General features: G+C 53.3%; 17 protein-coding genes and 1 riboswitch. Of the genes, 9 read left to right on the top strand and 8 right to left on the bottom strand.

From position 1 onward, the window contains the following. Window positions 1-59 precede the first annotated feature (59 nt). On the top strand, window positions 60-2,240 hold the full coding sequence (katG, locus tag OGV85_RS00620; RefSeq protein ID WP_003028832.1) for a catalase/peroxidase HPI: 2,181 nt from the start codon (window positions 60-62) through the stop codon (window positions 2,238-2,240). An 86-nt stretch (window positions 2,241-2,326) separates the two neighbouring features. Here the strand turns inward: katG and gldA are convergent, their stop codons facing one another. The 6 genes from gldA to argE form a co-directional block, all read right to left on the bottom strand. Next, entirely contained in the window at window positions 2,327-3,430 is a 1,104-nt protein-coding gene (gene gldA / locus OGV85_RS00615; protein ID WP_061548046.1) for a bifunctional L-1,2-propanediol dehydrogenase/glycerol dehydrogenase, read from the bottom strand. Between the two features lie 12 nt (window positions 3,431-3,442). Further along, window positions 3,443-4,105 carry a fructose-6-phosphate aldolase gene (gene fsa, locus OGV85_RS00610; protein WP_016151282.1) on the bottom strand — a complete coding sequence of 221 codons (663 nt, stop codon included), beginning with the start codon at window positions 4,103-4,105 and terminating at the stop codon, window positions 3,443-3,445. 247 nt (window positions 4,106-4,352) lie between these two features. Then, on the bottom strand, window positions 4,353-5,201 hold the full coding sequence (locus OGV85_RS00605) for a helix-turn-helix transcriptional regulator (RefSeq protein ID WP_061548047.1): 849 nt from the start codon (window positions 5,199-5,201) through the stop codon (window positions 4,353-4,355). Between the two features lie 151 nt (window positions 5,202-5,352). Next, window positions 5,353-7,086: a phosphoethanolamine transferase CptA gene (locus tag OGV85_RS00600; RefSeq protein WP_003840540.1), complete on the bottom strand. Its 1,734-nt coding sequence runs from the start codon at window positions 7,084-7,086 to the stop codon at window positions 5,353-5,355. A gap of 212 nt (window positions 7,087-7,298) precedes the next feature. After that, window positions 7,299-9,950, bottom strand: coding sequence for a phosphoenolpyruvate carboxylase (ppc, locus tag OGV85_RS00595; protein WP_032938423.1), 2,652 nt, complete (start codon window positions 9,948-9,950; stop codon window positions 7,299-7,301). Window positions 9,951-10,219: 269 nt separating this feature from the next. After that, the gene (argE, locus tag OGV85_RS00590) at window positions 10,220-11,371 is read right to left on the bottom strand and encodes an acetylornithine deacetylase (RefSeq protein WP_003028848.1); all 1,152 of its coding nucleotides are present in this window, start codon (window positions 11,369-11,371) and stop codon (window positions 10,220-10,222) included. A gap of 155 nt (window positions 11,372-11,526) precedes the next feature. Here argE and argC point away from each other — a divergent pair, with 155 nt between their 5' ends. From argC to oxyR, 4 genes are all read left to right on the top strand, one after another. After that, window positions 11,527-12,531 carry an N-acetyl-gamma-glutamyl-phosphate reductase gene (argC, locus tag OGV85_RS00585; RefSeq protein ID WP_008323185.1) on the top strand — a complete coding sequence of 335 codons (1,005 nt, stop codon included), beginning with the start codon at window positions 11,527-11,529 and terminating at the stop codon, window positions 12,529-12,531. A 9-nt stretch (window positions 12,532-12,540) separates the two neighbouring features. Continuing rightward, window positions 12,541-13,314: an acetylglutamate kinase gene (gene argB, locus OGV85_RS00580; RefSeq protein WP_003028854.1), complete on the top strand. Its 774-nt coding sequence runs from the start codon at window positions 12,541-12,543 to the stop codon at window positions 13,312-13,314. Between the two features lie 108 nt (window positions 13,315-13,422). Further along, window positions 13,423-14,796 (top strand): argininosuccinate lyase, encoded by a 1,374-nt coding sequence (argH, locus tag OGV85_RS00575; RefSeq protein WP_032950735.1) that lies wholly within the window; start codon window positions 13,423-13,425, stop codon window positions 14,794-14,796. A gap of 263 nt (window positions 14,797-15,059) precedes the next feature. After that, window positions 15,060-15,977, top strand: coding sequence for a DNA-binding transcriptional regulator OxyR (gene oxyR / locus OGV85_RS00570; RefSeq protein WP_003028858.1), 918 nt, complete (start codon window positions 15,060-15,062; stop codon window positions 15,975-15,977). Here oxyR and sthA read toward each other — a convergent pair. Then, entirely contained in the window at window positions 15,960-17,360 is a 1,401-nt protein-coding gene (gene sthA / locus OGV85_RS00565; RefSeq protein ID WP_003028860.1) for a Si-specific NAD(P)(+) transhydrogenase, read from the bottom strand. The two genes, oxyR and sthA, sit on opposite strands and share 18 nt — an antisense overlap. A 191-nt stretch (window positions 17,361-17,551) precedes the next feature. Here sthA and fabR point away from each other — a divergent pair, with 191 nt between their 5' ends. Both fabR and OGV85_RS00555 read left to right on the top strand, forming a co-directional pair. Then, window positions 17,552-18,187, top strand: a complete 636-nt coding sequence (gene fabR, locus OGV85_RS00560; protein WP_003028862.1) for an HTH-type transcriptional repressor FabR — start codon at window positions 17,552-17,554, stop codon at window positions 18,185-18,187. A 15-nt stretch (window positions 18,188-18,202) separates the two neighbouring features. After that, window positions 18,203-18,562, top strand: a complete 360-nt coding sequence (locus OGV85_RS00555; RefSeq protein WP_003028863.1) for a YijD family membrane protein — start codon at window positions 18,203-18,205, stop codon at window positions 18,560-18,562. Window positions 18,563-18,644: 82 nt separating this feature from the next. Here OGV85_RS00555 and trmA read toward each other — a convergent pair whose 3' ends face one another. Then, window positions 18,645-19,745, bottom strand: coding sequence for a tRNA (uridine(54)-C5)-methyltransferase TrmA (gene trmA, locus OGV85_RS00550; protein WP_003028866.1), 1,101 nt, complete (start codon window positions 19,743-19,745; stop codon window positions 18,645-18,647). Window positions 19,746-19,860: 115 nt separating this feature from the next. Beyond that, window positions 19,861-20,047: riboswitch (cobalamin riboswitch) on the top strand. A gap of 65 nt (window positions 20,048-20,112) precedes the next feature. Between trmA and btuB the strand changes: the two genes are divergently transcribed. Then, window positions 20,113-21,951 carry a TonB-dependent vitamin B12 receptor BtuB gene (gene btuB / locus OGV85_RS00545; protein ID WP_061548048.1) on the top strand — a complete coding sequence of 613 codons (1,839 nt, stop codon included), beginning with the start codon at window positions 20,113-20,115 and terminating at the stop codon, window positions 21,949-21,951. After that, window positions 21,896-22,747 carry a glutamate racemase gene (gene murI, locus OGV85_RS00540; protein ID WP_003028870.1) on the top strand — a complete coding sequence of 284 codons (852 nt, stop codon included), beginning with the start codon at window positions 21,896-21,898 and terminating at the stop codon, window positions 22,745-22,747. The genes btuB and murI overlap by 56 nt, the downstream gene beginning before the upstream one ends. Window positions 22,748-22,839: the final 92 nt, after the last annotated feature.

Genomic DNA, 22,839 nt, shown 5'->3' with positions numbered 1-22,839 from the left:
CTATATCTTATCACTGGTGGTGTATATCGTAGTCAGAACACTGTAAAGGGAGCATATAGATGAGCATGTCCGACGATAGCCAGAACACATCAACTGCCGGTAAGTGTCCTTTTCATCAGGGCGGTCACGACCAGAGCGCGGGAGCAGGAACGAACAACCGCGACTGGTGGCCAAATCAACTGCGCGTTGATCTTTTAAACCAACATTCCAACCGTTCTAACCCGCTGGGTGAGGACTTCGACTACCGCAAAGAGTTTAGCAAACTCGACTACTCTGCCCTGAAAGGGGATCTCAGAGCCCTTCTGTCCGAATCTCAACCGTGGTGGCCCGCTGACTGGGGAACCTATGCTGGATTGTTTATCCGCATGGCATGGCACGGTGCAGGGACCTATCGCTCCATCGATGGACGCGGTGGCGCGGGTCGCGGACAGCAGCGTTTTGCACCACTGAACTCCTGGCCGGACAACGTTAGCCTTGATAAAGCGCGTCGTCTGCTGTGGCCAATCAAGCAGAAATATGGTCAGAAAATTTCCTGGGCCGACCTGTTTATCCTCGCGGGTAACGTGGCGCTGGAAAACTCAGGCTTCCGCACCTTCGGCTTTGGTGCTGGTCGTGAAGATGTCTGGGAACCGGATCTCGACGTAAACTGGGGTGATGAAAAAGCCTGGCTGACTCACCGTCACCCGGAAGAACTGGCCAAAGCGCCGCTGGGCGCAACCGAAATGGGCCTTATCTATGTGAACCCGGAAGGGCCGGACCATAGCGGCGAACCGCTTTCAGCGGCAGCGGCTATTCGCGCGACCTTCGGTAACATGGGAATGAACGACGAAGAAACCGTAGCGCTGATTGGCGGCGGTCATACGTTGGGCAAAACCCACGGCGCTGCACCGGCTTCGCACGTAGGCGCCGATCCTGAATCCGCACCGATTGAAGCACAGGGCCTGGGCTGGGCGAGCAGCTACGGCAGTGGCGCGGGCGCAGACGCAATTACTTCCGGTCTGGAAGTGGTCTGGACGCAGACGCCGACCCAATGGAGCAACTATTTCTTCGAGAACCTGTTCAAATATGAGTGGGTACAAACTCGCAGTCCGGCAGGCGCTATTCAGTTTGAAGCGGTTGATGCGCCAGAAATTATTCCTGATCCGTTTGATCCATCGAAAAAACGTAAGCCGACGATGCTGGTTACCGACCTGACGCTGCGTTTCGATCCTGAGTTCGAGAAAATCTCCCGCCGTTTCCTGAACGATCCGCAGGCGTTCAATGAAGCGTTTGCTCGTGCGTGGTTTAAACTGACGCACCGTGATATGGGGCCAAAAGCGCGTTACATCGGACCGGAAGTGCCAAAAGAAGATTTGATTTGGCAAGACCCGCTGCCGCATGCGTTCTTCAACCCAAGCGAAGAAGATATCCTGAAGCTGAAAGCGACCATTGCCGCTTCCGGGCTGTCCGTGGGCGAACTGGTATCGGTAGCGTGGGCGTCGGCATCGACTTTCCGCGGTGGGGATAAACGTGGCGGCGCTAACGGTGCGCGTCTGGCGCTGGATCCACAGCGAGGCTGGGATGTGAATGCCACCGCAGCACGCGTTCTGCCTGTGCTGGAAGGGATTTATAAGTCTGCCCATACCGCCTCGTTGGCCGATATTATCGTGCTGGCCGGGGTTGTTGGTATCGAGCAGGCGGCTAGCGCTGCGGGCGTCAGCATTAAGGTACCTTTTGCGCCGGGCCGCGTGGATGCGCGCCAGGATCAAACGGATATTGAGATGTTTGAACTGCTTGAGCCGATCGCCGATGGCTTCCGTAACTACCGCGCCCGTCCTGACGTATCGACCACCGAGTCGCTGCTGATTGATAAAGCACAGCAGCTGACGTTAACCGCACCGGAAATGACCGTGCTGGTGGGCGGTATGCGCGTACTGGGTACCAACTTTGATGGTAGCCAGCACGGTGTCTTTACCGATCGTCCAGGCGTACTCAGCACTGACTTCTTCGTCAATCTGCTGGATATGCGCCATGAGTGGAAGGCGGTTGATGAGTCACAAGAGCTGTTTGAAGGTCGTGACCGTCTGAGCGGCGAAGTAAAATACACCGCAACCCGCGCCGATCTGGTGTTCGGTTCTAACTCTGTACTGCGCGCAGTGGCTGAAGTTTATGCCTGCAGCGATGCCCACGAGAAGTTCGTGAGAGATTTCGTGGCCGCATGGGTGAAAGTGATGAACCTGGATCGTTTCGATCTGCTGTAACAGACGATGCCGGATGCCGCTTGCGCGGGTCCGGCATGGTAGGAATAAAAAAATCCCCGCATTTGCGGGGATTTTCTATTTGCAGGTTATTCCCACTCTTGCAGGTAACGTTGACCGCACTGGTCAGCCACAAGCAGGGCGGCATACACCTGGTCCGGCGTTGCGCCGCCAGGCATGTTGTGGATGGTTTCGCCTTCGGCACAGGCGGCCTCAGCCACAATGCGCATTTTCGCCTGAATATCCTGTTTGATGTCCAGTTGCGCCAGGGTAATCGGCAAGCCAACGGAATGGCACAGCGCGGCAACGGTTTCAATTTCATCGACGGGTGCGTTTTCCAGCACCAACTGCGTCAACGTACCGAAAGCCACTTTCTCGCCGTGGTAATAATGATGTGCATCCGGGATTGCGGTCAGACCGTTATGAATGGCGTGAGCCGCTGCCAGACCACCGCTTTCAAAACCGACGCCACTCAGATAGGTGTTGGCTTCAATAACGCGCTCCAGTGCTGGTGTAACCACGTGCTGCTCTGCAGCCAGCATCGCTTTTTCACCTTCTTCGATCAGCGTATTAAAGCACAGCTCTGCCAGCGCCAGCGCCGCCTGAGTACACTGACCGCCCGCCATGGTGGTTGCGCCGCTGCGTGAACAGGCACGCGCTTCGAACCAGGTCGCCAGCGCATCGCCAATACCCGCAGCTAACAGACGCGCCGGTGCGCCCGCGACAATTTTGGTATCAACAATGACCCTGTCCGGGTTATTAGGCAGCAGCAGATAGCGATCGAATTCACCGGCATCGGTGTAAATGACGGACAGCGCGCTGCACGGCGCATCGGTAGAGGCGATGGTTGGCGCAATGGCGACAGGCACGCCCATAAAGTGCGCCAGCGCTTTGGCGGTATCCAGCGTTTTACCGCCACCAATACCAAGTACTGCCGCACACTGCGCTTTTTCCGCTACGACGCGCAGACGGTCGATTTCGTTTTGTGAACATTCGCCGCCAAACGGTGCAATCTCCAGCGCCAGTCCGGCATCCTGGAAGCTTTTTTCCAGTGCACCCTGGGCAAAGCCTAAGACAAACTTGTCTCCAACGACCAGCCAGCGCTCTGCCAATGGTTTGAGGTAGCTGCCAAGACGGGTAATAACATCGGCACCCTGGATGTACTTACCAGGTGATTGAATAATGCGATCCATACTTTATTTCCCTCACAGGTTGATGTGACCAAATGCGTTGTTCCAGTCCTGCTCAAACTTCTCTATTGCTGACTCTACCGCAGGGGTATTGAGCATTTGTTGCGCTACGTCTAATGGCAGGGTGATTGCTTCACATCCTGCCAGCAAGCAATCCAGCGCCTGACGTGGAGTTTTAAAGCTGGCCGCCAGTACCATGCTGTTCGGTGCATGCAGTTCCAGCAATGTTTGCAGTTCCTGTACTGTGCGAATCCCGTCGCCGCCCTGCGCGTCGATACGGTTAACGTAAGGCGCGATATATTTCGCTCCTGCCAGCGCAGCCAGTAGCCCCTGAGAAGCACTGTAAACGGCGGTTCCCAGCGTGGTGATACCCTCTTTTTTCAGCATCTTGATCGCGGCCAGACCTTCGGATGTCACCGGGATTTTCACTACCAGACCGGGCACCGCATTGCTCAGGCGTTTAGCTTCTTCCACCATGCCCTGCGCATCCCGGCTCATGGTCTGGGCAAACAGAATGCCCTCTTTTCCAATGGCGTTCTGCAGGCGTGGCAGCACATCCCAGATGGATTCTTTGCTTGCTGCCACAATGCTTGGGTTGGTGGTGACGCCCGCGATAGGGAAGATGCGGGCCAGACGTTCGACTTCCGCGACGTTGGCGGTATCAAGATAAAGTTCCATACAAAAACACCCTCTACGTTTTCCGTTAGCTACCCGTTGCCGGGTTGCTTTGCTATGCACAGGATAAGAGTGTTTCGTCACGCGGCGCTATCTGACAAATCTGCCAAAAGCTGGATAAATGTAATATGGCTATAAAAGTGGGAGATACTTCACATGTAAGTGATATGTGCTGGCATATGTTTTTTGATAATACAAAAATCCAGTAAATGTTACCTTTGTCTCCGTTTTCTGTCCCAGTATGCGATTATTACTGGTCAGTTTTTTTCTCCGTCAGCTGGCTGTGATACTGCCGACGATACTCTGACGGCGAACGCTCAGTATTCTTGCGAAACAGGCGGCAGAAGTAGTTGCTGTCAATAAACCCACAGGTGTGCGCCACGTCTTTGATCTTCAGCTCGTAACCCTTTAATAGCGTTTTTGCATGTTCCAGTCGCGTATGATTCAGGTATTCGTTAAACCCGATAGCGCCCGTTTTTTGAAACAGGTGGGAGAGGTAATTGGGTGAAATGTAAAACGCCTGTGCGACGGATTCACGGGTGAGTGGTGAAGCGTAGCGTTCGTCAATATAGCCGCGAATGGCGTCGAAAAGCGCCTGACTACGTGATGCGGTTTGGATCTGGCTGCCGAGCAGATCGTGACAGTGGCTCAGCAAGCTCGCAACGATTAGCCTGGCCGTTTGCTGCTCCTGTGGCTGCATTTGCATCTCATGGAGCGTTTGCAGCAGAAAAGAGCCAATACGCGGCCCGCGCCGAGCGACGTGCTGGTGGGTAATGTTTTGATATTGCTTGCCGTCCCATTGGACGACGCTGAAACCCAGTTGCTGTTTGCCGAACAGAATGCTGAGTGTCGTGACCGGTGTGATCCACTGCGGAATATTCCAGCCGCCAGCCGGAACAAACAAGACATCGCCGGGGGTAAGCACCTTATCGATGCCAGAATCCGCAAATTCACCTTCCAGCACAATTTCCAGCCGGGGAAAATCGACCTGATACGCCAGTTCCGGCGTTGTGCTATTGGTGCTGGCGAAATAAATCTGCCGCAGCGGCGTGGGGCCGTTAATCAGGCGGGAGAGAAGATGGCTGACGTCGTGATACATGTTAATCCCTTGCAGGCAGCAGACAGGGAAACAGTAACGTTGAAAACAATCGCCCTCAAGTGATTATTGCCGGATGGCGGCTAATGCCATATCCGGCCTACAAGTCTTTGCGAGCTGTAGGCCGGATAAGCGTAGCGCATCCGGCAGACGGTTATTGATTACCGATTTGATCGCCGTAAGGCAGGGAATCGTAATCTATCAGGGCATTTTTCTTGTACGGATTGCCAATCCAGCGGGTTGTCTCTTTGAACTGCGGACTGGTAATGGCGCGAGTTGGATCGAAGCCATCGTAGGTGAAGCCCGCTAAGTCAGACCATGTATGGATAAGCTCTGAGCTGCTGTATTTACGATTCACATCCTGTGAGAAGTCGCGCGGGTGCGCGGCCTGCCATTTTTCCGAAGTCCACAACAGGAACGGCACCGTGTACATATGACGCGTTGGGTTGTCTTCATTACGACCCTGCGTTTTGTGCGGTGGCGTATCGTAAACCTCTTCGCCATGATCGGAGAAGTACAGCAGGAAGCCGTTCGGATCGGTCGCTTTATAGTCTTTGATCAGGCTGGCAATAATATGATCGTTATAAACATTCGCGCTGTCGTAATCGTTGTAGGCTTCCAGCTCATCGTTACTCAGGCCTGCGGGAACATGGTCGATATTATTATCGAACTTACCCTGGCCATCCGGATAGCGGAATTTGTACTTAATATGCGTACCCAGCAGATGCACGATGATGAACTTTTTCGGTGCCGGGTCGGCCAGTACTTCTTTAAATGGCGCCAGCACGTTGCTGTCATATTCGCGCGCACTTTGCGTACGCTGCTGGTTCATATAGAACTGTTTATCCGTCTGCTTAGAGAACACCGTCAGCATGGTGTTGCGGGCGGTCATCGTCTGCTGATTAGTGATCCAGAAGGTTTTATAACCCGCCTGTTTCATCATGTTCATCAGGGACGGCTGAGTCAGATACAGATCCGGGTTCTTCTCGTTAGCGAAGGTCAGCGCCTGCTGCAGGATTTCAATGGTGTACGGACGGGAAGTCACGACATTATTGAATACGGTGAAGTTAGGATCGGATTTATGCAGCGCATCCAGTTCTGGCGTCGTTTCACGCGGATAGCCATACAGGCTCATGCGGCCACGTTGCGTTGACTCACCAATCACCAGTACCAGCGTACGCGGTGCGTCACCTGAACTGTCTTTAAAGTTGGCCAGCGGCGGCAGGGCATTGTTCTCATTCAGCAGGCTATTGAGCGAGGTCAACTGCTGACGATATTGATAATACCCGGAGATGAATTGCCACGGCGCGGCGGGCTCCATACGTGAAGCGAGCCCATCCAACGTTTTTTCAAACGGCTTATGTTTGATAAATGTGTTCACTGTCATCGGATGCAGAATCAATCCGTATAACAGTGCAAACGACACCAGATAGCGCCAGGGTGATGGAATATGTACCGGACGCAGACGTGTCCATAGCAGAATTGCCATTGCTGTATATGCCAGCGCAATTAAGACGATCTTCAGGCTGAAGTATTGACTCAGGTACTCGCTGGCTTCGTTCGCATTGGTTTCAAACATTACGTACAGAACGCTTTGCGAGAACTCTTGCCCGTAAATGACGTAATAGCTCAGAGCTGCCAGCGAGGCCGCCCATAGAATTACGCCAATGACGGCAGCAATAATGCGGATACGGTTTGGAAATAAAAATACCGGGATCAACCACAGCGAGCTGAACAGCAGGGAGTCGCGTAGGCCGGTAGATCCGCTATAGCCGCTAAAATAGATAACGGCCTGCAGTAATGAGGAAAAAAACCAAAAATAGAGGAGCGCCCAACCCAGGGCTTTCCAGCTAAAGGCGGGTTTAGACTGGAGTTGTAAGGATTGCATAATGTGAGCCTGTCTTTAATCGTAGCGCCAAGAGTAGCGACTAAACATTAAGAGGAACTGAAGCATCACGATCTCAGGATCGTGTTTTGCTGTTGTAATATTCACGTAGTGAATATGTTCAGGCAGGAATATATTGAAAATGAAGTGGTTGTAACAGCGGTTTTTACTGTCGCCTTCGTACAGTAGCACGAAGGCGACAGCAGGAGGGGACGTTAGCCCGTATTGCGCATACCGGCGGCGACACCCGCGATGGTCACCATCAGCGCTTGTTCAACGCGTGGATCCGGTTCATGGCCTTGCTCTTCGGCCTGGCGTGAGCGGTGTAACAACTCTGCCTGTAAGACGTTCAGCGGGTCAGTATAAACATTCCTTAACTGAATGGACTCGGCAATCCACGGCAGGTCGGCCATCAAATGTGAGTCGTTGGCAATCGCCAGTACGACATCGATATCTGCTGCCAGGCGTTGGCGTAGCTCTTCACCCAGCGGCCACAGCTCTTTTTTGACCAGGCGCTGATCGTAATACTCTGCCAGCCACAGGTCTGCTTTCGCGAAAACCATTTCCAGCATGCCAAGGCGTGTGGAGAAGAATGGCCAGTCGCGGCACATCGCTTCGAGTTCGCTTTGCTTACCATCTTCAACCACTTTTTGCAGCGCGGTACCAGCACCAAGCCAGGCCGGGAGCATCAGACGGTTCTGCGTCCAGGCAAAGATCCACGGTATAGCACGCAGAGACTCAACGCCGCCGGTCGGACGGCGTTTTGCCGGACGTGAACCGAGCGGCAATTTACCCAGTTCCTGCTCCGGTGTAGCTGAGCGGAAATAAGGGACGAAGTCTTTGTTTTCACGCACATATCCACGGTATAGCTCGCAGGAAATATCGGAAAGCTCATCCATGATATGACGCCAGTTATCCTTCGGTTCTGGCGGTGGTAACAGGTTGGCCTCCAGAATTGCTCCGGTATACAGCGACAGGCTGCTGATGGTCACTTCCGGCAGGCCGTACTTAAAGCGGATCATCTCCCCTTGTTCTGTCACGCGCAGACCGCCTTTCAGACTGCCTGGTGGTTGAGAGAGCAGCGCCGCATGCGCAGGCGCGCCGCCGCGACCAATGGATCCACCGCGACCATGGAACAGCGTCAGTTCGATACCGGCTTTTTCGCAGGTTTTGATCAGCGCGTCCTGAGCCTGGTATTGCGCCCAGGACGCTGCCATCACGCCCGCGTCTTTTGCGGAATCAGAGTAGCCAATCATGACCATCTGTTTGCCCTGGATAAAGCCGCGGTACCAGTCGATATTCAGAAGCTGGGACATGACGTCATCGGCATTGTTGAGGTCGTCCAGCGTTTCAAATAGCGGAGCGACCGGCATAGCAAAACCAATTCCGGCTTCTTTCAGCAGCAGATGCACGGCCAGCACATCCGACGGCGTTTTCGCCATCGAGATAACATAGGCGGCAATGGAGCCATACGGGGCTTCGGCAATGACCCGACAGGTGTCGAGCACTTCACGGGTGTCATTGCTCGGCTCCCAGTTACGCGGCAGGAGCGGACGCTTGGAATTCAGTTCGCGGATCAGGAAAGCCTGTTTATCTGCTTCCGACCAGTTTTCGTAGTCGCCAATGCCCAGATAACGAGTCAGTTCGCCCAAGGCTTCAGTATGACGGGTGCTTTCCTGACGAATATCAATACGCACCAGCGGCACGCCGAAACACTTCACGCGGCGCAGGGTGTCGAGCAATTCGCCATTGGCGATGATGCCCATACCACAGGCCTGTAGAGACTGGTAGCACGCGTAAAGCGGGTCCCAGAGCTGTTCGTTTTGGGTGAGAAGTCCCGCAGGTTTCGGCAATTTCTCGCCTTTCAGACGGGCTTCAAGCCAGGCCTGGGTCGCCATCAGACGAGAACGCAGGGTTTTCATCAGGTAGCGGTATGGTTCAGCTGCGCCTTCTTCACCTACCAGCGCCATCAGTTCCGGCGTAGCATCCACCATCGACAGCTCAGAAATCAGAAACTGGATGTCTTTCAGGAACAGGTCTGTCGCTTTCCAGCGGCTGAGCAATAGCACGTGACGGGTGATATCCGCCGTTACGTTCGGGTTGCCGTCACGGTCGCCGCCCATCCAGGAGGTAAATCGAACCGGGACAAAATCAACCGGCAGCTTATATCCAAGATGCTCTTCCAGTTGTTCATTCAGCTCGCGCAGGTAGTTCGGCACACCTTCCCACAGGCTGTTTTCAACAACCGCGAATCCCCATTTGGCTTCATCAACCGGGCTTGGGCGCAGTTTGCGGATTTCATCCGTATGCCAGGACTGAGCAATGAGCTGACGCAGACGGCGCATCAGTTGGTTGCGTTCATAATCGACGAGGTCTTTGTTATCAAGCTGCTTAAGGCAGGCGTTCACTTCACCCATTTTATGGATCAGCGTACGACGAGTGATCTCGGTCGGGTGGGCGGTGAGTACCAGCTCCAGAGAGAGTGATTCTACGGCTTTCTTGATGGTGGCGTCATTGAGGTTGGGCTGCTCTTTCAGTTTACGCAGAGTGCGAGCAATCACTTCCGGGTTGCTGGCGGCTTCGCCTTTTGGCGAAATGCTGTGGTGCTGCTCGGCGGTGTTGGCCAGGTTCAGGAACTGGCTAAATGCGCGGGCAACCGGCAGCAGCTCGTCGTTAGACAGATTTTGCAGTGTGGTGAGCAATTCCTGGCGATTAATTTCATTGCCAGCGCGAGATGATTTGGACAGCTTTCGAATTGTTTCTACGCGATCAAGAATGTTCTCTCCCAACGCATCCTTGATGGTCTCTCCCAGCACTTTGCCGAGCATACTGACATTACTACGCAACGCGGAATATTGTTCGTTCATATTAACCCAGACACCCCATCTATTTTGAATATGTCCTGTATCTTTCGCGCCTGACTATCACGCAAAATCTTGCGGACTTAACTTTTTAGCCGTCTTTTATAAAGCCACGTAAAACACGTGACGTCAATTGCTGCGAAATCGGTTCAGCAAACGAATAAATGCCGTGAATTTACGTTATTTAATTCACATCCAATCAAATAAGCGTTGCTTATGGAAATGTTAAAAAATCGCCCCGCTTACCACTAAGGGATTAGCGGGGTGACAAGCAGTTAATGCCAGCAGAAATGGTGCACAACCTGGGTGATTAATTCGCGGGTTGGCTTAATAAAGCGCGTTTCCAGATACTCATCCGGCTGATGCGCCTGATTAATGGAGCCTGGACCCAATACCAGCGTTGGGCAAAGCGTCTGGATAAACGGCGCTTCGGTGCAATAGTTCACCACTTCAGTCTGTGCGCCCAGCAGTTTCTCAACCACCTCTACCAGTTGATGGTCAGGTGGGCACTCATAGCCTGGAATTGGCGGATGCAGTTCCGATACGGTCAGGCGACCCGGCCAACGTTCGCTGACAGGGGCCAGCGCTTCGTTAAGTAACCCATTGAGATCGTTTAGCGTCATACCCGGTAGCGGGCGAATATCCATATGCAATTCGCAGCAGGCGCAGATTCGGTTGGCGGCGTCACCGCCGTGGATGTGGCCCAAATTTAACGTTGGATACGGGACGGTAAAGGCATCATGGTGATAGCGCGCTTTCAGGTCATCGCGCAGATGCATGATATGGCCGATGGCATCATGCATCAGTTCAATCGCATTAACGCCACGCGCTGGATCGCTTGAATGACCCGACTGTCCCAGAATGCGTATCGCATTAGAGATATGGCCTTTGTGCGCGCGCACCGGTTGCAGGGATGTGGGTTCGCCAATGATCGCGCAGTCCGGGCGCAGAGCGGTAGTTTCAGAGAAGTAGCGAGCTCCCGCCATGCTGGTCTCTTCGTCAGCAGTGGCCAGAATGTACAGGGGTTTTTTCAGTTTCGTGACGTCGACATCACGCAACGCGTCGAGGATAAAGGCGAAGAAGCCTTTCATGTCCGCTGTACCCAAACCATACAGCTTATTGTCATGCTCGGTCAGAGTGAATGGATCGCGTGTCCAGCGTCCGTCGTCAAAGGGTACGGTATCGGTATGGCCCGCCAACAACAGGCCGCCAGCGCCCTGTCCAATGCTCGCCAGCATATTGAATTTATTTCGCGTATCGGGAACCGGTTGGACCTCAACATTGAAGCCTAAATCTTTAAACCAGCCCGCCAGCAGAGTGATTAAACCTGCATTGCTTTGATCGAGCGCTTCTTCGGTGGCACTGATCGATGGCGTGGCAATCAGAGCGCGGTAAATCTCGATAAATGGCGGTAAATTGTTTTTCATTGTTGACACACCTCGGGTCATGATAGTATCAATATTCATGCAGTATTTGTGAATAAAAATACATTAACGTTGAGCGTAATAAAACCCACCAAGTGTAAGGTGAGGTGATAAAGGCTTATACCTGGCAACAGAATCTAAGAAGGTGAGCTGCCCCGATGTTGAATACGCTGATTGTGGGCGCCAGTGGCTATGCCGGCGCAGAGCTTGTGACCTATGTAAATCGCCATCCTGATATGACCATAACCGCTTTGACCGTCTCAGCGCAAAGCAATGATGCAGGAAAATTAATCTCCGATTTGCATCCGCAGTTGAAAGGCATTGTCGATTTACCGTTGCAGCCAATGTCAGATATCAGCGAGTTTAGCGCAGGGGTGGATGTTGTGTTCCTCGCAACGGCTCATGAGGTGAGTCATGACCTGGCTCCGCAGTTTTTGCAGGCCGGTTGCGTGGTGTTTGACCTTTCGGGCGCGTTTCGCGTAAACGACGGCGCGTTCTATGAAAAATATTATGGCTTTACGCATCAGCATCCTGAGCTGCTGGAGCAGGCCGTTTATGGGCTGGCGGAGTGGAACGCGGATAAACTGAAAGAAGCGAATCTGATTGCTGTGCCAGGTTGTTACCCGACGGCGGCGCAGCTTTCGCTGAAACCGTTGATTGATGCCGGGCTGCTGGATCTCAGCCAGTGGCCGGTAATTAATGCGACCAGCGGCGTGAGCGGTGCGGGGCGTAAAGCGGCTATCTCCAACAGCTTTTGTGAGGTGAGCCTGCAGCCGTATGGCGTGTTTACCCATCGTCATCAGCCGGAAATCGCCACTCATCTGGGGACAGAAGTGATTTTCACCCCGCATCTGGGTAACTTCCCGCGCGGAATTCTGGAAACTATCACTTGCCGCCTTAAGGCGGGCGTAACCCATGCACAGGTGGCTCAGACGCTGCAACAGGCGTATGGCGATAAACCGCTGGTGCGTCTGTATGACAAAGGGGTTCCGGCGCTGAAGAATGTGGTTGGATTACCGTTCTGCGATATCGGGTTTGCCGTACAGGGTGAACACCTGATCGTCGTGGCGACGGAAGACAACTTATTGAAAGGCGCGGCGGCACAGGCGATGCAGTGCGCAAATATTCGTTTTGGCTTTGCCCAAACGCAGTCTCTTATTTAGGGTGCAACAATGAATCCATTAATTATCAAGCTGGGCGGCGTTTTACTGGATAGCGAAGAGGCGCTGGAACGCTTGTTTACCGCACTAGTGAATTATCGTGAGTCGCACCAGCGTCCGCTGGTCATTGTGCACGGTGGCGGCTGTGTGGTTGACGAGCTGATGAAGCAGCTGAATCTGCCGGTGAAAAAGAAAAATGGTCTGCGCGTCACGCCTGCCGATCAAATTGACATTATTACCGGTGCTCTTGCAGGAACGGCGAATAAAACCTTGCTGGCCTGGGCGAAAAAGCATCACATCGCGTCTGTTGGCCTGTATCTTGGCGATGGCGACAGCGTAAAAGTGACGCCGCTCGATAAAGAACTGGGTCATGTTGGACTGGCGCAGCCGGGTTCGCCTAAGCTGATTAACACGCTGTTGGAAAGCGGTTTTCTGCCGGTAGTGAGCTCTATTGGCGTCACTGATGATGGGCTGCTGATGAACGTGAATGCCGATCAGGCGGCAACAGCGCTGGCGGCAACGCTGGGTGCGGATCTGATCCTGCTCTCTGATGTGAGCGGTATTCTGGATGGTAAAGGCCAGCGTATTGCCGAAATGACCGCAGCGAAAGCGGAACAGCTGATTGAACAGGGCATTATTACCGATGGCATGATCGTGAAGGTGAATGCGGCGCTGGATGCCGCGCGTACGCTGGGTCGTCCGGTGGATATCGCCTCCTGGCGTCATGCAGAGCAACTCCCGGCGCTGTTTAACGGCACGCCAATTGGTACGCGTATTCTGGCTTAACTATTAATGTGCCGGATGGCGGCTTCGCCTTATCCGGCCTACGTGGGTTTTGTAGGCCCGGTAAGCGCAGCGCCACCGGGCAAAAATATCATATTAAGGAAATTCGTTATGGCACTTTGGGGTGGGCGTTTTACACAGGCAGCAGATCAGCGGTTCAAACAGTTCAACGACTCGTTGCGTTTTGACTACCGCCTGGCAGAACAGGATATTGTTGGCTCTGTGGCCTGGTCCAAAGCGTTGGTAACGGTCGGTGTACTGACTGCTGATGAACAGCTGCGGTTGGAAGAGGCGCTGAATAATCTGCTGGAAGAGGTTCGTGCGAATCCTCAGCAGATTCTGCAAAGCGATGCCGAAGATATTCACAGTTGGGTGGAAGGTAAGCTGATTGATAAAGTCGGCCAGCTTGGTAAAAAACTGCATACCGGACGTAGCCGTAACGACCAGGTCGCGACCGATCTCAAGCTGTGGTGCAAAGACACGGTTATCGAATTACTATCGGCCAATCGTCAGTTGCAAACTGCGCTGGTGGTGACGGCGGAGAATAACCAGGACGCCGTCATGCCGGGTTACACCCACCTGCAACGTGCGCAGCCGGTGACGTTTGCTCACTGGTGTCTGGCCTATGTTGAAATGTTGGCGCGTGACGAGAGCCGCCTGCAGGATGCGCTCAAACGCCTGGACGTCAGTCCGTTAGGCTGCGGCGCGCTGGCGGGTACGGCGTATGAAATCGATCGCGAGCAGCTGGCGGGTTGGTTGGGCTTTGCCTCGGCTACGCGCAACAGTCTGGACAGCGTTTCTGACCGTGACCACGTTCTGGAGTTACTCTCAGACGCCTCTATCGGCATGGTACACCTGTCGCGTTTTGCTGAAGACCTGATTTTCTTTAACACCGGCGAAGCGGGCTTTGTCGAGCTGTCCGATCGTGTGACTTCGGGTTCATCTTTGATGCCGCAGAAGAAAAATCCGGATGCGCTGGAGCTGATCCGTGGCAAATGCGGTCGCGTGCAGGGTGCGTTGACCGGCATGATGATGACGTTAAAAGGCCTCCCGCTGGCATACAACAAAGATATGCAGGAAGACAAAGAAGGGCTGTTCGACGCGCTCGACACCTGGCTGGACTGTCTGCATATGGCCGCGCTGGTGCTGGATGGCATCCAGGTGAAACGTCCGCGTTGTCAGGAAGCGGCGCAGCAGGGCTATGCTAACGCCACTGAACTGGCGGATTATCTGGTGGCGAAAGGTGTCCCGTTCCGCGAAGCGCACCATATCGTAGGTGAAACGGTGGTCGAGGCGATTCGACAGGGCAAACCGCTGGAGGCGCTGTCGCTTGCTGACTTACAAAAGTTTAGCCAGGTGATTGGCGATGATGTTTACCAGATCCTCTCGTTGCAATCGTGCCTGGACAAGCGTGCGGCGAAAGGCGGCGTGTCACCCCAGCAGGTTGCACAGGCGATCGACTACGCGAAGGCACGTCTGGCATAAAGTGATGGGTAATCATTCGAGCCTGGCGTCACGCCGGGCTTTTTTATGCAAAAAAAATGCGGACACAAGGTCCGCAAAAGTTCACGTTGGCTTTAGTTATTTCGAGTATGAGAGAAACTCTCAGAACGGACAGTAGCTTCAAGGGTTAAAGGGGTACCGTTCCGTTTCTGTGGTGCATTATTAAACAGAAAGCTTGATAGGGATAATCGTTCGTTGCTATGCTACCTATCGCTACGAACTATCGTGGCGATGGAGGATGAATAATGAATATTCGTGATCTTGAATACCTGGTAGCGCTAGCCGAACATCGTCACTTCCGACGAGCGGCAGACTCCTGTCACGTTAGCCAACCAACGCTGAGCGGGCAGATCCGCAAGCTGGAAGATGAGCTTGGCGTCATGTTGTTGGAGCGTACGAGTCGCAAGGTGCTGTTCACCCAGGCTGGTTTGCTGCTGGTGGATCAGGCGCGCACCGTGCTGCGCGAGGTCAAAGTGCTCAAGGAGATGGCAAGCCAACAAGGCGAGACAATGTCTGGCCCGCTGCATATTGGTTTGATCCCAACGGTGGGGCCATACCTGCTGCCGCATATTATTCCGATGTTGCACCAGACCTTCCCAAAACTGGAAATGTATCTCCATGAGGCGCAGACACATCAGCTGTTAGCGCAACTGGATAGCGGCAAGCTCGACTGCGTCATTCTGGCGCTGGTGAAAGAGAGTGAGGCGTTCATCGAAGTACCGCTATTTGATGAGCCTATGCTGCTGGCGATCTATGAAGATCATCCGTGGGCAAACCGTGACTGTGTACCGATGTCCGATCTGGCGGGTGAAAAACTGCTGATGCTGGAAGATGGCCACTGCCTGCGCGATCAGGCAATGGGCTTCTGCTTTGAAGCGGGTGCTGATGAAGATACCCATTTTCGGGCAACCAGTCTGGAAACGCTGCGTAACATGGTGGCGGCAGGAAGCGGTATTACCTTACTGCCTGCGCTGGCTGTTCCGCCGGAGCGTAAGCGTGATGGTGTCGTCTATCTGCCATGCATTAAACCCGAACCGCGTCGTACGATTGGTCTGGTGTACCGTCCTGGTTCGCCGCTGCGCAGCCGTTATGAACAGTTGGCAGAGGCCATCCGTGGATCAATGGATGGCCATTTCGACAGCGCGTTAAAACAGGCGGTTTAAGCCATTTAGCGCTGCTACCCGATAGGCTTCTGCCATGGTTGGGTAGTTAAAGGTGGTGTTAACGAAGTACTCGATAGTGTTACCACCACCTTTTTGCTCCATTATCGCTTGTCCGATGTGAATAATTTCGGCCGCGCGCTCCCCAAAGCAGTGGATCCCCAGAATCTCTTTGGTTTCGCGATGGAACAGGATCTTCAGCGTTCCGACACTCATACCCACGATTTGCGCACGTGCCAGATGCTTAAACTGGGCGCGGCCAACCTCGTATGGAACTTTCATTGCCGTGAGTTGCTGTTCGGTTTTACCAACGGAGCTGATTTCTGGAATGGTATAAATCCCGGTCGGGATATCTTCAATCAGATGCGCGGTGGCTTCGCCTTTTACCAACGCCTGGGCGGCAATGCGTCCCTGGTCGTAGGCTGCCGATGCCAGGCTCGGATAACCGATCACATCCCCTACAGCATACACATGCGGCAGCGCCGTCTGGTACATGCTATTCACTTTGAGCTGCCCACGGCTGTCGGTTTTCAGGCCAATGTTTTCCAGCGCCAGCGAATCGGTATTACCGGTACGGCCATTGGCGTACAACAGGCAGTCTGCCTTCAGTTTCTTACCGGATTTCAGGTGCATGATGACACCGTCATCGCAGCCTTCAATCTTCTCATACTCTTCGTTATGGCGAATGACCACACCGCTGTTCCAGAAGTGGTAAGAGAGCGAGTCGGACATCTCTTGATCGAGGAACGCCAGCAGACGATCGCGGGTGTTGATTAAATCAACTTTGACGTCCATTCCACGGAAGATCGACGCATATTCACAGCCAATGACCCCCGCGCCATAAATCAGCACATGGCGTGGTTCGTGGTGCAGGCTCAGGATAGAGTCGCTGTCGTAAACCCGTGGATGCGAAAAGTCGACATCAACAGGGCGATAAGGACGCGAACCGCAGGCAATAACAAACTTATCCGCAGTCAGCGTTTCCACCGTACCGTCGTGACATTCCAGGGCGATCGTGTGTTCATCAACAAAACGGGCATTCCCCTGCAAAATTTCGCAGTGATTGCGCTCGTAAAATCCTTGCCGCATACGCGTTTGCTGATTAATAACGTTATCAGCGTGGTTGAGAATATCGGCAAAAGAAGAACGAAGGAGTCGGGAGTGGTCGCTGTACAGTGGGTTCTGATTGAATTCAATAATGCGGCTGACGGCGTGGCGGAGGGCTTTCGACGGGATGGTGCCCCAGTGGGTACAGCCTCCGCCGACGTTATGATAGCGCTCAATCACCGCGACGCGCGCTCCTTGCTTAACCAGACCCATTGCAGCGCCTTCGCCGCCGGGACCGGAACCTATTACTATTGCATCGTAATCGTAGGAATGTGACATGGTCAGGCTTACCTGTTCTTATACATAAAAGCAACAGAATAGTAACATCGTTGTCAGGATAACCCAATTATCGTTGTGCTTTTTTGCGAAGTCGAAGCACAAACTGCGCGTAAACAATCATTCACAAAGCCATGCCAACCGCCTAATCTCTGGTATAGTGCCAGCAAGGTATGTGGAAGGATTCAGACATCGTGATGGGCGTTAGAGCGCAACAAAAAGAAAAAACCCGGCGTTCGCTGGTAGAAGCCGCATTTAGTCAACTGAGCGCTGAGCGTAGTTTTGCCAGCCTCAGTTTACGCGAAGTTGCTCGTGAAGCGGGCATTGCGCCAACCTCGTTTTATCGCCATTTCCGCGATGTGGATGAACTCGGCCTGACGATGGTGGACGAAAGCGGTCTGATGCTGCGTCAATTGATGCGCCAGGCGCGCCAGCGTATCGCGAAGGGCGGGAGTGTGATCCGCACCTCGGTCTCAACATTTATGGAGTTCATCGGCAACAATCCCAACGCCTTCCGTTTATTATTGCGCGAGCGTTCGGGGACATCCGCAGCGTTTCGTGCAGCGGTCGCACGTGAAATTCAGCACTTCATTGCGGAACTTGCGGACTATCTGGAACTCGAAAACCATATGCCTCGTGCGTTTACTGAAGCGCAAGCCGAAGCCATGGTAACCATTGTTTTCAGCGCCGGGGCAGAAGCACTGGATGTTGGCGCTGAACAGCGTCGACAGCTAGAAGAGCGGCTAGTATTGCAACTGCGCATGATCGCGAAAGGCGCATTTTATTGGTACCGCCGTGAACAAGAGAAGATGACGCACCACTCCGAGTAACGAGAAGGACAAGCAATGAAACAGTCAGGTCAAGATAAAGGTACGCTGCTGCTGGCGCTGGTTGCTGGCTTATCAATCAATGGTACATTTGCGGCGCTGTTTAGCTCCATTGTGCCATTCTCCGTATTCCCGATTATTTCGCTGGTGCTGACGGTTTATTGTCTGCATCAACGCTATCAGAACCGCACCATGCCTGTGGGATTGCCGGGCTTGGCCGCCGCCTGTTTTATTCTCGGTGTTCTGCTGTACAGCACCGTGGTACGCGCTGAATATCCGGATATTGGCTCTAACTTCTTCCCGGCGGTGCTGTCGGTGATTCTGGTGTTCTGGATCGGCTTTAAAGTGCGTAACCGTAAACAGGAAATTGTAGAGTAACAGTTGTCGCTGTAGGCCGGATAAGGCAAAGCCGCTATCCAGCAATCTGAACCGGTAGTGCTTATCCGGCCTCCGTTCAGTCTTACTTCTTCGTTAACAGTACTCCGCACTCCATATGGTGCGTATACGGGAACTGATCGAATAGCGCCAGACGTGAAACATTGTGCGTCTGGCTTAACGTTTCCAGGTTCTTACACAGCGTCTCCGGATTGCAGGAGATGTACAGAATGCGCGGATACGCCTGCACCATTTTCTCCGTTTCGCTGTCCAGACCGCTGCGCGGTGGGTCAACGAAGATAGTTTCACACTGGTAACTCTTCAGATCGATTCCCTGCAAACGGTTGAACTCGCGAACGCCGTTCATCGCCTGAGTAAACTCTTCGGCCGCCATGCGGATAATTTGTACGTTATCAATATGGTTAGCCGCGATGTTGTACTGTGCAGCAGCCACGGACGGTTTGGCGATTTCAGTGGCCAGTACGCGGTTGAAGTTTTGCGCCAGGGCTAACGAGAAATTGCCATTGCCGCAATACAGCTCCAGCAGGTCGCCTTTTGAGCCCCTGGTGACATCAATCGCCCACTCCAACATCTGAATATTCATGGCGGCGTTCGGCTGGGTGAAGCTGTTCTCAACCTGGCGGTAGATAATCTCTTTACCTGCAACCGGCAAGCGTTCGTCAATGTAGTCCTGGTCCAGCTCAATTTTGGTTTTGGTAGCCCGACCAATCAAATGCACGTTCAGGTTTTGCGCCCGCAGCGCATCTCGCAGCGCTTCGGCTTCCTTACGCCATTCATCATCCAGCTTTTTATGGTACAGCATCGAAACCACCGCCTGATCGCTCAGGGTTGTGAGGTAATCAATCTGAAACAGTTTGTGGCGCAGGACGTGGTTGTTGCGAACGCCGTCGATCATTGCCGTCATCAACGTGTTGATGAGCTCGCTGGCTGCCGGGAAGCTGTCGACGCGAATACGGTTTTTGGTCTGGCTGTCGAACATGATGTGGTACAGGTCATCACCGTCATGCCACAGGCGGAATTCGGCGCGCATACGGTAATGGCTGACCGGTGAGCGAAACACTTCCGGAGCCTGTGCATAAAATGGCGTCATTAAGCTCTGCAGACGCACTACTTTCTCAGCTAACTGGGCGTCGTACTGTTCTGTCGGAAGGTGTTCGGGGGTCATGATGCGTCCTGAAAAATAAAAGTACGCGGGGATTGTAGGGATTGCTCAACAGATGTCCAGTCATTGATGATTTCCGATAATGTGATACGCGGTCTGGACACCAGGTTGTAACAAACTGTAGCATCCGTTTTCCGGTCCTGTGAGTTAAAAGGGAATCCAGTGTAAATCTGGAGCTGACGCGCAGCGGTAAGGAAGGTAAGAGATGAGCGCACCTGGTGCAGACACTGCGGATTGCCGCGGGAAGTCATCGTCTCTTTAAGTCGCCTCCAAGCCCGAAGACCTGCCGGCTAACGTCGCATCTGGTTTTCATCATCGCGTACTATCGGTGGGACCTGCGGCATCCTTCTTAAATTGTGGATGCTTTACAATGATCAAAAAATCATTGCTGTGCACGGCGCTGTCCGTCACGGCATTTTCTGGTTGGGCACAGGACACTCGCCCGGATACTCTCGTCGTCACTGCCAACCGTTTTCAGCAGCCTCGTAGCGCAGTACTCGCTCCTATTACCGTTGTTACGCGTCAGGATATCGATCGCTGGCAATCTACCTCCGTGAATGATGTGCTTCGTCGCCTGCCTGGCGTCGATATCGCCCAATACGGTGGTATGGGACAAAACTCGTCTATCTCTATTCGCGGCACCAACGCCAGCCATGTTCTGGTGCTGATTGACGGCGTGCGCCTGAACCTGGCAGGGGTTAGCGGCGCAGCCGATCTCAGCCAGTTCCCGGTCTCGTTAGTGCAGCGTATCGAATACATTCGAGGGCCGCGTTCGGCGGTTTATGGTTCTGATGCGATTGGCGGCGTGGTGAATATCATTACCACGCGCGAAAAGCCGGGGACGGAACTGACAGCCGGTGTGGGGAGCAATGGGTATCAGAATTACGATGTCTCAACCCAACAACAGCTCGGCGAAAATACGCGCGTCACGCTGATGGGCGATTATGCCTATACCAAAGGCTTTGATGTTGTAGCATACGGCAGCACCGGCTCTCAGGCTCAGCCCGACAAAGACGGCTTCTTAAGTAAGACGCTGTATGGCGCGCTGGAACACAACTTCTCTGATACCTGGAGTGGGTTTGTTCGCGGTTATGGTTATGATAACCGCACCAATTACGACTCATATTACTCTCCTGGCTCGCCGCTCATCGATACCCGAAAACTCTACAGCCAAAGCTGGGATGCAGGACTGCGTTTTAATGGCGAGCTTATCCAGTCGCAGCTGGTTTCGAGCTATAGCCATAGCAAAGACTACAACTATGATCCGGATTATGGTCGCTATGACTCCTCGGCCACGCTGGATGATATGAAGCAATATAATGTTCAGTGGTCCAACAGTATGGTGCTGGGGCACGGTAACGTAGGCGCAGGTGTCGACTGGCAAAAACAAACCACGACGCCTGGCACCGGGTATGTCACGGACGGTTACGATCAGCGTAATACGGGACTCTATCTGACCGGGTTGCAGCAATTGGGCGACTTTACCTTTGAAGGCGCGGCGCGTAGCGATGATAACTCCGAGTTTGGACGTCATGGCACATGGCAAACCAGCGCCGGATGGGAGTTTATTGAAGGCTATCGCTTTATTGCGTCCTACGGCACATCTTACAAAGCACCTAATCTCGGGCAGTTGCATGGTTATTACGGCAATTCGAACCTGGATCCTGAACAAAGTAAGCAATGGGAAGGGGCGTTTGAAGGCTTAACGGCGGGTGTGAACTGGCGAGTTTCAGGGTATCGTAACGATATCGATGACATGATCGATTATGACCCACATACCGAGAAATACTTTAACGAAGGTAAAGTACGCATTAAAGGCGTTGAAGCGACCGCAAACTTTGATACCGGACCGCTGGCACATACGTTGAGCTACGATTATGTCGATTCGCGCAATGCAATTACGGACAAGCCCCTCGCACGACGTTCTAAACAGCAGGTGAAATACCAGCTTGACTGGCAGGTCTATGATTTTGACTGGGGCCTGACGTATCACTACCTGGGAACGCGTTATGACACGGACTACGTAACCTACCAGCCGGTAAAAATGGGAGGAGTTAGCCTGTGGGATCTTGCCGTGTCATATCCAATCACCTCACAGCTGACAGTTCGTGGTAAAATCGCCAACCTGTTCGATAAAGATTACGAGACAGTTTATGGCTACGCAACTGCAGGACGGGAATACACCTTGTCTGGCAGCTACACCTTCTGATCCCCGTCCCACCGTGCTGGTGTTTGATTCCGGCGTCGGTGGGTTGTCGGTCTATGACGAGATCCGGCGTCTTCTGCCGGATCTCCACTATATCTACGCTTTCGACAACGTCGCCTTCCCTTATGGAGAGAAGAGCGAGGAGTTTATCGTCGAGCGTGTTGTTGAGATTGTGACTGCTGTCCAGCAGCGCTATCCCCTTTCTCTTGCGGTCATCGCATGTAATACAGCAAGCACGGTGTCGCTTCCTGCGTTACGTGAGAAGTTTGCCTTCCCGGTTGTGGGCGTGGTGCCTGCGATTAAACCGGCGGCGCGACTCACGGCGAATGGCGTAGTGGGGCTGCTGGCTACGCGTGCAACGGTGAAGCGCTCGTATACCCATGAGCTGATTGCGCGGTTTGCTAACGAATGCCAAATTGCAATGTTGGGTTCTGCTGAGCTGGTGGAACTGGCGGAAGCGAAGCTGCACGGTGAAACAGTTTCTCTGGAAGATCTGCGGCGTATTCTGCGTCCGTGGCTGCGGATGTCGGAACCACCCGATACGGTAGTGCTCGGGTGCACTCATTTCCCTCTATTACAGGAAGAGCTTTTACAGGTCCTGCCCGAGGGGACGCGGCTGGTGGATTCTGGTGCCGCGATTGCGCGCCGCACGGCCTGGTTATTAGAACATGAAGCGCCAGATGCGAAATCAACCGATGAGAACGTTGCATTTTGTATGGCAATGACGACAGAAGCCGAACAACTATTGCCCGTGCTACAGCGCTATGGCTTTAAAACGCTCGAAAAACTGTCAGTTTAAGTGGTTTTGATGAAAAAATACGCACTCGGAAGATTATTTTAAATTTCCCCTTGTCAGCCTGAAATAACTCCCTATAATGCGCCTCCACTGAC

Origin of the sequence: Citrobacter sp. Cf132 (genome assembly GCF_030333885.1) — a bacterium.
GTDB lineage: Bacteria > Pseudomonadota > Gammaproteobacteria > Enterobacterales > Enterobacteriaceae > Citrobacter > Citrobacter freundii.
Note: the sequence above shows the minus strand (reverse complement) of the source record. Positions and strands in the feature narration are given on the sequence as shown.

Bases quoted from the DNA above. Each gene is read 5' to 3' on its own strand.
- katG (WP_003028832.1), top strand. From the start codon at position 60: ATGAGCATGTCCGACGATAGCCAGAACACATCAACTGCCGGTAAGTGT.
- gldA (WP_061548046.1), bottom strand. From the start codon at position 3,430: ATGGATCGCATTATTCAATCACCTGGTAAGTACATCCAGGGTGCCGAT.
- fsa (WP_016151282.1), bottom strand. From the start codon at position 4,105: ATGGAACTTTATCTTGATACCGCCAACGTCGCGGAAGTCGAACGTCTG.
- OGV85_RS00605 (WP_061548047.1), bottom strand. From the start codon at position 5,201: ATGTATCACGACGTCAGCCATCTTCTCTCCCGCCTGATTAACGGCCCC.
- OGV85_RS00600 (WP_003840540.1), bottom strand. From the start codon at position 7,086: ATGCAATCCTTACAACTCCAGTCTAAACCCGCCTTTAGCTGGAAAGCC.
- ppc (WP_032938423.1), bottom strand. From the start codon at position 9,950: ATGAACGAACAATATTCCGCGTTGCGTAGTAATGTCAGTATGCTCGGC.
- argE (WP_003028848.1), bottom strand. From the start codon at position 11,371: ATGAAAAACAATTTACCGCCATTTATCGAGATTTACCGCGCTCTGATT.
- argC (WP_008323185.1), top strand. From the start codon at position 11,527: ATGTTGAATACGCTGATTGTGGGCGCCAGTGGCTATGCCGGCGCAGAG.
- argB (WP_003028854.1), top strand. From the start codon at position 12,541: ATGAATCCATTAATTATCAAGCTGGGCGGCGTTTTACTGGATAGCGAA.
- argH (WP_032950735.1), top strand. From the start codon at position 13,423: ATGGCACTTTGGGGTGGGCGTTTTACACAGGCAGCAGATCAGCGGTTC.
- oxyR (WP_003028858.1), top strand. From the start codon at position 15,060: ATGAATATTCGTGATCTTGAATACCTGGTAGCGCTAGCCGAACATCGT.
- sthA (WP_003028860.1), bottom strand. From the start codon at position 17,360: ATGTCACATTCCTACGATTACGATGCAATAGTAATAGGTTCCGGTCCC.
- OGV85_RS00555 (WP_003028863.1), top strand. From the start codon at position 18,203: ATGAAACAGTCAGGTCAAGATAAAGGTACGCTGCTGCTGGCGCTGGTT.
- trmA (WP_003028866.1), bottom strand. From the start codon at position 19,745: ATGACCCCCGAACACCTTCCGACAGAACAGTACGACGCCCAGTTAGCT.
- btuB (WP_061548048.1), top strand. From the start codon at position 20,113: ATGATCAAAAAATCATTGCTGTGCACGGCGCTGTCCGTCACGGCATTT.
- murI (WP_003028870.1), top strand. From the start codon at position 21,896: ATGGCTACGCAACTGCAGGACGGGAATACACCTTGTCTGGCAGCTACA.